Source organism: Burkholderia sp. BE12 (genome assembly GCF_002959955.1).
Taxonomy (GTDB): Bacteria; Pseudomonadota; Gammaproteobacteria; order Burkholderiales; family Burkholderiaceae; genus Burkholderia.
In genome coordinates, this window is sequence record NZ_PREY01000043.1 from 48594 (window position 1) to 56299 (window position 7706).

Below are 7706 nucleotides of genomic sequence, written 5' to 3' on the forward strand. Positions count from 1 at the left end.
CTCAGAACAGTTCTTTCAGCAGCGCGTCGTACAGCTGCGCCTTTGCCTGTAACGCTGGAAAATCAGCCGGCTGGCATCGCCGCAGCTGTGAGTCCAGATCCTTGAGCCGCATGCGCAAGAGCTGCTGGAGCGATGACAGGCCCGACAGCCCCACCTGCGCCTCCAGGCGCACCCGCCCCACCAGCTCCGCTTCCACCCGGCGCCGCTCCAGCGGCGGCAGATCCTGATCCATTGCCAGTCTCCGTAAGGTTCGTGGCGCTCACCTGGTCCGGGTTGAGCCCCTTCTCCATCGCGCCAAGGATCGTATTCGCGGTCGTCGCTTCGGCGTTCGCCGCGTTCTTGCCCGCTTGCGACAGGTTTTTCAGCGAGTCCGACAGCAGCTTGCGGATTTCGGCCGCGGCCATCTGCTGCGCCTGCTCCTGCTGCGCCTGCGCTTGCTGTTGGCGCTGCTCGTCAACCTGCTGGCACTCGCTGTCGTTCATCACGACTTCCTCGGTGTCCAGGTCGCGCACGCGCGCGCGGGCGCGCGCCAGCTCCGGCCACTTGATGTACGGCCGTTCCTCCGGCTGCAGCGTCTGCGCGTACTGGTCGAGCTGCGAGCCCAGCACTTCCTTGGCGATCAGGGATGTCGCGCCGCGCGCGACCGGCTTGAAATCGCCCCGGATGGCCTCGTCGGTATTGAAGTTACGGTTGAACACCAGCAGTGCGCCGATCACCGACTCCGTGAAGGTGTCGAAGCTGCGCACGACATCCTTGAACGGCAACGCGGCGTCGCCGCGCAGCATCGACGCGCCGGCGGCCGTGCGGAACGGCTCGCTCGGGCCTTTCTGCAGGTCGCCGCCGGTAGCCGGGTTGACGAACGTTTCCTGGTCGGCGAAATCCTGGAACATCTTGGCAAGACCCTGCAGCTCAGTCAGGTGCGAATCCAGGTTGATCTGGCGGATCGCCGGATACTGCATCGTCGCGACCTGATCGTCGTCGCGATAGAAGATGTGGTCAGGGTTGATTGCCTCGATGTCTTGATTCAGCGAGATGATCGTCCGATTGATCTCGAAAACCCGCTGCACCGCGCCGTTGTCGAGCGCCATGCGCACCGCGGCGCACAGCCCCATCTGGCTGTCACGCATGATCTGCGGCAGGCCGTTGCCGAGCAGGAAGCTCTCGTCTTCCTCGAAGATGAAGTGGTGGTACATCGGCATCTCGCCGTCGGTCTTCAACTTGCTCCACGGGTCCAGCTGCGCGCGGATCACGCGGTTGCCCATGATCCAGACGTTCGCGCGCACGTCCTCGTACAGCTTGTCCTCCGGCACGTCGACGCCCATGTTGGCCATGTCCTGCCCGGACATGTAGCCTTCCCAGACGACCGCCTCGAACTTGTTGCGCGCGGCCTGCGACACGTTGAGCGACGAGCCCATCGCGCGCAGCTCCGTTTCGAACGCGCGGCGCACGTAGTTGCCGGTCGGCGACTCGCGCAGGAATGCGTCGATCTGGTTCGCCATGAAGTCCGGTCGCTGCTTCAGCATCGTGACCTGGTGCTTGCTCATCACCACGCGCTCGAACTGCCCGTCCATCTGGTTGAGCGCCTTGGCCGACATATCGGGGTAATAGTCCCAGATCGGGACGAACTCGAACCGCGGGCGGAACGCGGTGTACGGCTTCGCGACGAGCCGGCCGGACGCATCCTGGCCCCAGCGCCGCAGCGTTTCTTCCTCGACGAACGGCCCCTTCAGGATGCCGCAGCCGTACCGGATGCCGCTCGCGAGCACTTTCCGGCAGAGCATCACGTAGTCGATCTTGCGCGACCCGCCCAGCTCGTCGAGCTGGTCCTCGATCTCGACCTCCATGCGCTTCGCGCGCCCCTTGGCGAAGTCCCGAATCGCCTGCTCGATCACCTGGTCGCTCGGCGTGGCGGGTGCCGGCGGCGCGGGCATGCCCGGTGCCTGCATCGGCGACGCCGCGGGCGGCATCAGGCTGTCGAGCACCGACTGCAAATCCGCTTCGACCAGGTCCGGCACGGGCGACGCCGCGACCGACCAGTTCTTGTCGTCGGTCGGGAACAGCAGGTTCATCAGCCGCGACAGCATCGACACGCACTTCACGCGCGTGAGCTTCGGGTACGCGCGTGAGCGGTTCTTGTCGAGCTTGCTCTCGATGTCCGGATCGTAGATGCCCAGGTACTGCCGCGCGTTCATCTCCCAGCGCAGCTCGGCGATGCGTCGGTCGTTCTCGTACTGCATGAACCGCGACGCGAGATCCGCCCCGACCCGGCGCAGCACCGCGTCGTCGATCTTGCCGCGCACGCCTTCCAGCGTGGTCGTCGCGTTGGGCTGGGTCGCGGAAGGGATAGTCGTGTCGGTCGCCATAGGGTTCTCGGGAGCAAGCATTATTACTTCGGCATCCTAATCATTTTGGACGCGCTAACGGACTGCATAGGGATTGCCCCTATTCCGCTGCGCCCACCCTCGCGTCGCCACCTTCTTGCCCGCGCGTTCCTCGCCGCGGCGGAAATATCGCACCAGGTACTCGAACGCGTTCGCCACGTGCGAGTGCATGCTCTTGTCCGGCACCTCGCGCTGCACGTCGGTCTTGCTCACCGTGTACTTGTAGCCGCCCGTCAGCGCGCGCGTCAGCTTGATGCACGCCGGATCGATCGTGAGCGCCGGACCGTCGCCGGTCAGCCGCATCATGTAGTACTGCACCGGCGCGATGCGGCTCTCGATCGAGTTGTCAGTGTCGTAGTGCACGGCGAAGTGCTTCTTCAGCTCGGTGATCACCGAGCTGCCCTGCTTCGCCTGGCTCTCGTTCACGCTCGCCGGGTCCGGCACGATCAGGAACTCGAATCCGACGTACTTGCGCATCAGCAGCGGCTTCAGCTTCTCCGCGATCATGCGGTCGGTGGCGAAGTCTTCGAGGACGATTTCGTCAAAGACCAGAACGCGGCCCACGCTGTCGTCGTATTGTCCGAGCACGAGAGCAGAGCGCATACCAGGGTCGTAGCCTGCCACCAGTTGGCGGGAGCGGTTGGGGACGAGGATGCGTTTGCTGACATGGAAATCCCGGTTGAACATCGGGTAGACGGGCTTGCCGACGAGCGAATACCCCCACTCCACCTCGATGAACTGCTTGATCCAGTGCTTCGTCTTGCCCTTGGCCAGGTTGGTGTAGTAGTCGCGCTTGCCCGGCAGGTTCGCGGTGTTCTCGGCTTCCTCCGAGAACCCGGACGGCTGCTTGAAATAGGTCCAGTTCTCCGGCACTTCCTGGTCCGGTGGCAGCTGGTCGCGCGCTTCTTCCTCCAGCATCGGGTACCACCACACCGACTCCATGCCTGGGTTGCTCGCGCCCCACATGCCCCAGTTCGTCGCGCCGCCCTCGATCTCCGGTGGGTAGCGGCCGCAGCGCGCGGACAGTGCCTCCACGATCGCCTGCGGCAGCTCGACGAACTCGTCGATGATCGCGAACGTCACTTCGAGCGACAGCACGCGGTTGATGTCGTCCGGGGTGTCGAGCGGGCGGAACATCACCTCGCACTCGACGTCGCCGTAGCGCAGCACGAAGTCCTTGTCAGTGGCCTTCCACTTGCCGGCCTGCCCGTCCTTGAACCAGTACATGAAGCTCTTGATCGTCGTGTCGCGCAGCTGCGGTGCGGTGTTACGCACCACCACGCAGCGCGAGCGGCGGATGCCGTCGATCGGGCTCGGCGCCTGCATCTGCGCCATGAAGATCAGCTTCATGAAGATGCCGGTCGTCTTGCCCGAGCCGACCGGCCCGACGATCCAGTCGAGGAACAGTTCCCCCGCGCGGAAGTGCTTGATGAACTCCTTGACGGTCGGCGGCGGGGTGTATTCGATCGATGCCATCAGTGCCTCGTGCCGTCCCCGCCGCCAAGGAATGCGATCAGGTCTTCTTGCCTGCTGATCACTTCTCGCTGGGCGTCGATCAAATCCTGCATCTTCTGCTGTCGCCCGCTCACCGCCGTCAACGACGTATCGAGCATACCGATGAACGCGATCAGCTCCGCCGGCGTCATGTCAGCCGCCTGCTTGCCACACCACGAGCACAGCATGCCGTTGTCGTAAGCTTCCGGGTCTTTCTGGTCGAGCGTATCGTCACTCATGCCCGCACCCACTTCGGCCGCGGCCGAGCATAGTCGCCAGTCGGGCCGCCCCATGCCCAGACGACATACCGAGCGATCTTGCGCCAATGCGTAGCCGGGTATTCAATGCCCGGTGTGCACCGCTCGACACTGATCAGTTCGAATCGGAATGGCATCCTCGCTCCTTCTTCGTGCGCAGCCCGGCCACCATGAACAGCGGCAGCGCCGTCGCCAGCAGGTGATCGAACAGGTACGTCAGCGCCTCGTCCGTGTCCGGGTTGATCGGCACGCCAACGCGGCCGAGCGTCGCGACGGCGACGTGCAGCAGCTCGTGCGCGAGCGTCGCGATGGCCCCGTCGAACACACCGACCATGTAGAAGCGGCTTCCTTCCGTGCCCAGCAGCTCGTGCATGACGCCGAGCATGGGCTCGCCGTCATCTGACACGCCGAACTGCGCCGCGACCGCGTCCCACTCCTTGCGCGTGCGGCAGAGCACGACCTCGCCGCCGTACAGGGGGATGGGGATAAAAACCGCCTTGGCCTTTGCCATCACCGCACCCCAGGGAACTTCCAGACCTTGATGAACGGCCGGCCGTGCGCCAGCATCCACGTGTCGTCCATGCGCCGGACGCAGACGCGCCACCCGTCGCCCTGCACGAAGTAGCGCCCGATGCGCACGTTGAGCCAGGCGCTGCTCATGCCTGCGCCTCCGGCGTGCCGGCGACGAACGGCCGGATCTTCTCGACCGTCACGATCGTGGCCAGGTGCGCGAACGTCATCACGCCCATCGGCGACATCATCACCGCGAGCGCGTCGGCGAACCCGATCACGTCGCCGTTCTCGTCGAACACCGGGCCGCCGGAGTTGCCCGGCGCCACGTCGGCGGTGATGGTCGAGCCGCCCTGGTAGCGCCCTTCGGTCATGATCTGGTTGTAGATCAGCGGGTTGCCGATCGTGTACACGGGCGCGAACCGGTCGGGCATGCGAGGCGCGAGCCGCACCGGCTTCATGCTGGCCTTGTCTGCGCACACCACCGCGATGTCCAACTGGGCGTCCTGGCGCACGACCTGCGCCTGGTGCTCGACCTTGTCGACGCCGGCGATGCGCACGGTTTTCTCCGCGCCGTCAACCACATGCTCGGCCGTCACCACGCAGTGCTTGCTCACCGGGAACCCGGTGCCGTGCCCCGAGTCGGTCATCACCGACACGACGGAGCCGACCGACGCGCGTTGGGTGGACACCAGCGACGAGCAAGCCACGAGCGTCGCGAGAAGGATGAGAGCGAGAATGGAGCGCATGAGCGTTCTCCTGCGGCGCGTCACTGGATGGCGTCGGTATCAGCGGGGATGTCCGCGGCTTCCAGCAGCCGCAGGGTCACGGAGCCTGCCGTCTGGTCTGCACCGACGACCCACCGGAAGGCTCCGTTGTCCAGCACGCTGCGCATCACCAGCTCGTCCTCGGCCGTGATCGTCACTTCGGTCAGCCCGAGTTTCGCCAACACGCACCCCAGCAGAATCGCATCGGTGTCGCATTCGGTGTCGAGGATGCGCAACATAGTTCGAATTCCTGACTATTCGGGGCGAAAAATCAAAGCTGCAGGCGGTTCATCAGTTCGACGTTCCGGTCGATCACCGACAAGATGCGAGTGCCGATCTCGGCGAGTGCCACGCCGTGCGCCGACGAGCATTCAGGCGCCTGCTCGCCGACAGCCGACGGATACTGTGGGGAGAGCAACGCGCGCAACCGCGACTCGATCTCCTGCTGCTGGCTGTCGAGCGTTTCGACGACCCTGAGCAACCTCAGCAGCATCGAATCGATTTCGCTCGCCGGCGGCGGGGCCAATGAAATGCCTTTGGCTTGCGCGGCGCTGGGGATCGCCTGGTCATAGACTGCGGGCATGGTTCTCTCCTTGGGTAAAGTCGGCTTCAGCCGAGATTTAGTTCGCCGGCGTGATGTCGAAGTAGTACGACTTGCCGAGTTCGAATTGCGCGAGCGCCGCCGGGTTCGTGCACAGCATCTCGAACGTGCCCGTCGGCGTCGCTTCCTGGAACCGCTGGTCCTCGGGAATCGACTGGTCGTAGTCGGCCTGGAATTTCAACGTCTTCGCCGGCGACTGGCTCCAGGGCCAGTGATGCTCGGTGACGTCGCTGAGGCGGAATTTTGCGCGGACGGACATGACTGCTCTCCTTGGGAAAAATCGGCTTCAGCCGAGATTCAGCACGATGTTGAAATTGGGCTTTGCGTCGGCGTCCGCGGCCTTGATGTCGAGCCCGGCCCACTTCACCGTCGACTTGATCAGGTCCGCGCGCACGTTGTCGCTCGTCGCCGGGTTCTGCACCATCGAGAACGACGTGGCCAGGAACGCTTCGGCCTGCATGCGCGCCTTGACCTTGAAGCTCATGCCCTCGACGCGCAGCATCTCCACGGCTTCCTGGTACGCCTTGATGAACACCGGGTGCGCGATGATGCGCGCGAATTCCTCGCGCGAGATCCCGTAGCCCTGGCAGATCTCCTGGGGCTTGGCCTCGCCCATCGCCAGCTCAATGGGCAGCATCGCCGGGAAGCCGATCTGCGCCGGGTCGCGCGTCGCCAGCTCCAGCAGCTTGCACAGGGTGTCCTCCTGCTCGTCTGCGGGCATGTTGGCGACGTACTCGGCGATTTCGGTCCCCGGCTTCATTGCTTCGGTATCCTCACTATCTACCCGGTAAGTCTAGCCGACGGCGAAACCGACAAGCTGCCCGCGACCGACGCAAAAGGATCGGTAGTTTCACGAGCATTATTGTTTTTAAAGTCGTTCGCCGTTACTGCGCGCCCTTCTGCCGCGATCCGGCTGAATATCCGATACGCCTTTTGATAACTCATATGAATTTGTTCGGCGAAAACGGCGAGTGCGCAGCTATTACCGTCCGACATCTTTACGAATAAACCGGCGCTGCGATGGGTGAATTTCTTTTTCGGTGGTGCCCACCGGCAATTGTTTCCGTTATAGGGCGCGTTGGGGTTTATCCGGACCAGCTCGTGACCTGGCGTCCACGTCGCGGCCATCTCGAAAACGAACGCATCGAATTTATCCCATTCAGGCGAAACTTCGCCTCCGACACAAATGCCATCCCACACTTTTCGCAGGCCGGCGCGCAGCGCCGCGAATCGCTTCGGCGTGCCCGTGGACTGCAACGCAACTGCATGCCGCTCGGCGTTCTGCTCCTGGCGCAAGCATCCGCACGATTTCGTCTCTCCCCGCACCAGCTTGTCCGTACGCACTGTTTTTGCAAGTGAGCCGCATTCGCAATTACACAGATGGTACGACCCCGCCCGCTTGGTCGCTGTCAGTCGACCGAACTTCTTTCCTATGATGTTTTTAGCTGCCCTTGACATGGTATCCCCCAATTCCCCCGTTTAACCCCGCGCAGATGCGCAGGCTAGTTTTATCCTACAAACTGTCAGGCGTAAAGGGTCGAGCAGTGGCTGGAATTGGCCGCAGTTTCGAGGTTGAGCTATGGGGGAATTCAACAACTTCGGGGCAATTAAAAACTCCGCAAAATTCTTTACCCATGGGGGCAATTAATTTTCTCGTCATTTTATATGGGATTGCATGGACGACGACCCCGCCCAC

The 7706-nt window shown here is 63.4% G+C and carries 11 protein-coding genes; all 11 read right to left on the bottom strand.

Features of this window, described 5'->3' with window-relative positions; genetic code table 11:
- Nucleotides 1–62: 62 nt before the first annotated feature.
- The 11 genes from C4B30_RS31920 to C4B30_RS35475 all read right to left on the bottom strand — a co-directional run bounded on the left by C4B30_RS31920 (nucleotide 63) and on the right by C4B30_RS35475 (nucleotide 7468).
- Entirely contained in the window at nucleotides 63–2363 is a 2301-nt protein-coding gene (locus C4B30_RS31920; protein WP_105133480.1) for a hypothetical protein, read from the bottom strand.
- A 54-nt stretch (nucleotides 2364–2417) separates the two neighbouring features.
- The gene (locus C4B30_RS31925) at nucleotides 2418–3857 is read right to left on the bottom strand and encodes a hypothetical protein (protein WP_105133481.1); all 1440 of its coding nucleotides are present in this window, start codon (nucleotides 3855–3857) and stop codon (nucleotides 2418–2420) included.
- A complete protein-coding gene (locus C4B30_RS31930; RefSeq protein WP_158683572.1) occupies nucleotides 3857–4114 on the bottom strand; it encodes a hypothetical protein in 258 nt (85 codons plus the stop codon). The genes C4B30_RS31925 and C4B30_RS31930 overlap by 1 nt, the downstream gene beginning before the upstream one ends.
- A 133-nt stretch (nucleotides 4115–4247) precedes the next feature.
- Nucleotides 4248–4643, bottom strand: a complete 396-nt coding sequence (locus C4B30_RS31935; RefSeq protein WP_105133483.1) for a hypothetical protein — start codon at nucleotides 4641–4643, stop codon at nucleotides 4248–4250.
- Nucleotides 4643–4792 (bottom strand): hypothetical protein, encoded by a 150-nt coding sequence (locus C4B30_RS35470; protein ID WP_158683574.1) that lies wholly within the window; start codon nucleotides 4790–4792, stop codon nucleotides 4643–4645. Before C4B30_RS35470 ends, C4B30_RS31935 begins: the two co-directional genes overlap by 1 nt.
- Nucleotides 4789–5391, bottom strand: a complete 603-nt coding sequence (locus tag C4B30_RS31940; RefSeq protein WP_105133484.1) for a S1 family peptidase — start codon at nucleotides 5389–5391, stop codon at nucleotides 4789–4791. Before C4B30_RS31940 ends, C4B30_RS35470 begins: the two co-directional genes overlap by 4 nt.
- Before the next feature lie 20 nt (nucleotides 5392–5411).
- Nucleotides 5412–5648 carry a hypothetical protein gene (locus C4B30_RS31945; RefSeq protein WP_105133485.1) on the bottom strand — a complete coding sequence of 79 codons (237 nt, stop codon included), beginning with the start codon at nucleotides 5646–5648 and terminating at the stop codon, nucleotides 5412–5414.
- A 32-nt stretch (nucleotides 5649–5680) separates the two neighbouring features.
- Nucleotides 5681–5992 (bottom strand): hypothetical protein, encoded by a 312-nt coding sequence (locus tag C4B30_RS31950; RefSeq protein WP_158683576.1) that lies wholly within the window; start codon nucleotides 5990–5992, stop codon nucleotides 5681–5683.
- Nucleotides 5993–6029: 37 nt separating this feature from the next.
- The gene (locus C4B30_RS31955) at nucleotides 6030–6269 is read right to left on the bottom strand and encodes a hypothetical protein (RefSeq protein ID WP_105133487.1); all 240 of its coding nucleotides are present in this window, start codon (nucleotides 6267–6269) and stop codon (nucleotides 6030–6032) included.
- 27 nt (nucleotides 6270–6296) lie between these two features.
- Nucleotides 6297–6770, bottom strand: coding sequence for a hypothetical protein (locus tag C4B30_RS31960; protein WP_105133488.1), 474 nt, complete (start codon nucleotides 6768–6770; stop codon nucleotides 6297–6299).
- A gap of 20 nt (nucleotides 6771–6790) precedes the next feature.
- Nucleotides 6791–7468, bottom strand: a complete 678-nt coding sequence (locus tag C4B30_RS35475; protein WP_158683578.1) for a hypothetical protein — start codon at nucleotides 7466–7468, stop codon at nucleotides 6791–6793.
- Between the last annotated feature and the right edge of the window lie 238 nt (nucleotides 7469–7706).

Excerpts from the sequence above, each read along its gene's own strand:
- C4B30_RS31920 (WP_105133480.1), bottom strand. The coding sequence starts at position 2,363 with ATGGCGACCGACACGACTATCCCTTCCGCGACCCAGCCCAACGCGACG.
- C4B30_RS31925 (WP_105133481.1), bottom strand. The coding sequence starts at position 3,857 with ATGGCATCGATCGAATACACCCCGCCGCCGACCGTCAAGGAGTTCATC.
- C4B30_RS31930 (WP_158683572.1), bottom strand. The coding sequence starts at position 4,114 with ATGAGTGACGATACGCTCGACCAGAAAGACCCGGAAGCTTACGACAAC.
- C4B30_RS31935 (WP_105133483.1), bottom strand. The coding sequence starts at position 4,643 with ATGGCAAAGGCCAAGGCGGTTTTTATCCCCATCCCCCTGTACGGCGGC.
- C4B30_RS35470 (WP_158683574.1), bottom strand. The coding sequence starts at position 4,792 with ATGAGCAGCGCCTGGCTCAACGTGCGCATCGGGCGCTACTTCGTGCAG.
- C4B30_RS31940 (WP_105133484.1), bottom strand. The coding sequence starts at position 5,391 with ATGCGCTCCATTCTCGCTCTCATCCTTCTCGCGACGCTCGTGGCTTGC.
- C4B30_RS31945 (WP_105133485.1), bottom strand. The coding sequence starts at position 5,648 with ATGTTGCGCATCCTCGACACCGAATGCGACACCGATGCGATTCTGCTG.
- C4B30_RS31950 (WP_158683576.1), bottom strand. The coding sequence starts at position 5,992 with ATGCCCGCAGTCTATGACCAGGCGATCCCCAGCGCCGCGCAAGCCAAA.
- C4B30_RS31955 (WP_105133487.1), bottom strand. The coding sequence starts at position 6,269 with ATGTCCGTCCGCGCAAAATTCCGCCTCAGCGACGTCACCGAGCATCAC.
- C4B30_RS31960 (WP_105133488.1), bottom strand. The coding sequence starts at position 6,770 with ATGAAGCCGGGGACCGAAATCGCCGAGTACGTCGCCAACATGCCCGCA.
- C4B30_RS35475 (WP_158683578.1), bottom strand. The coding sequence starts at position 7,468 with ATGTCAAGGGCAGCTAAAAACATCATAGGAAAGAAGTTCGGTCGACTG.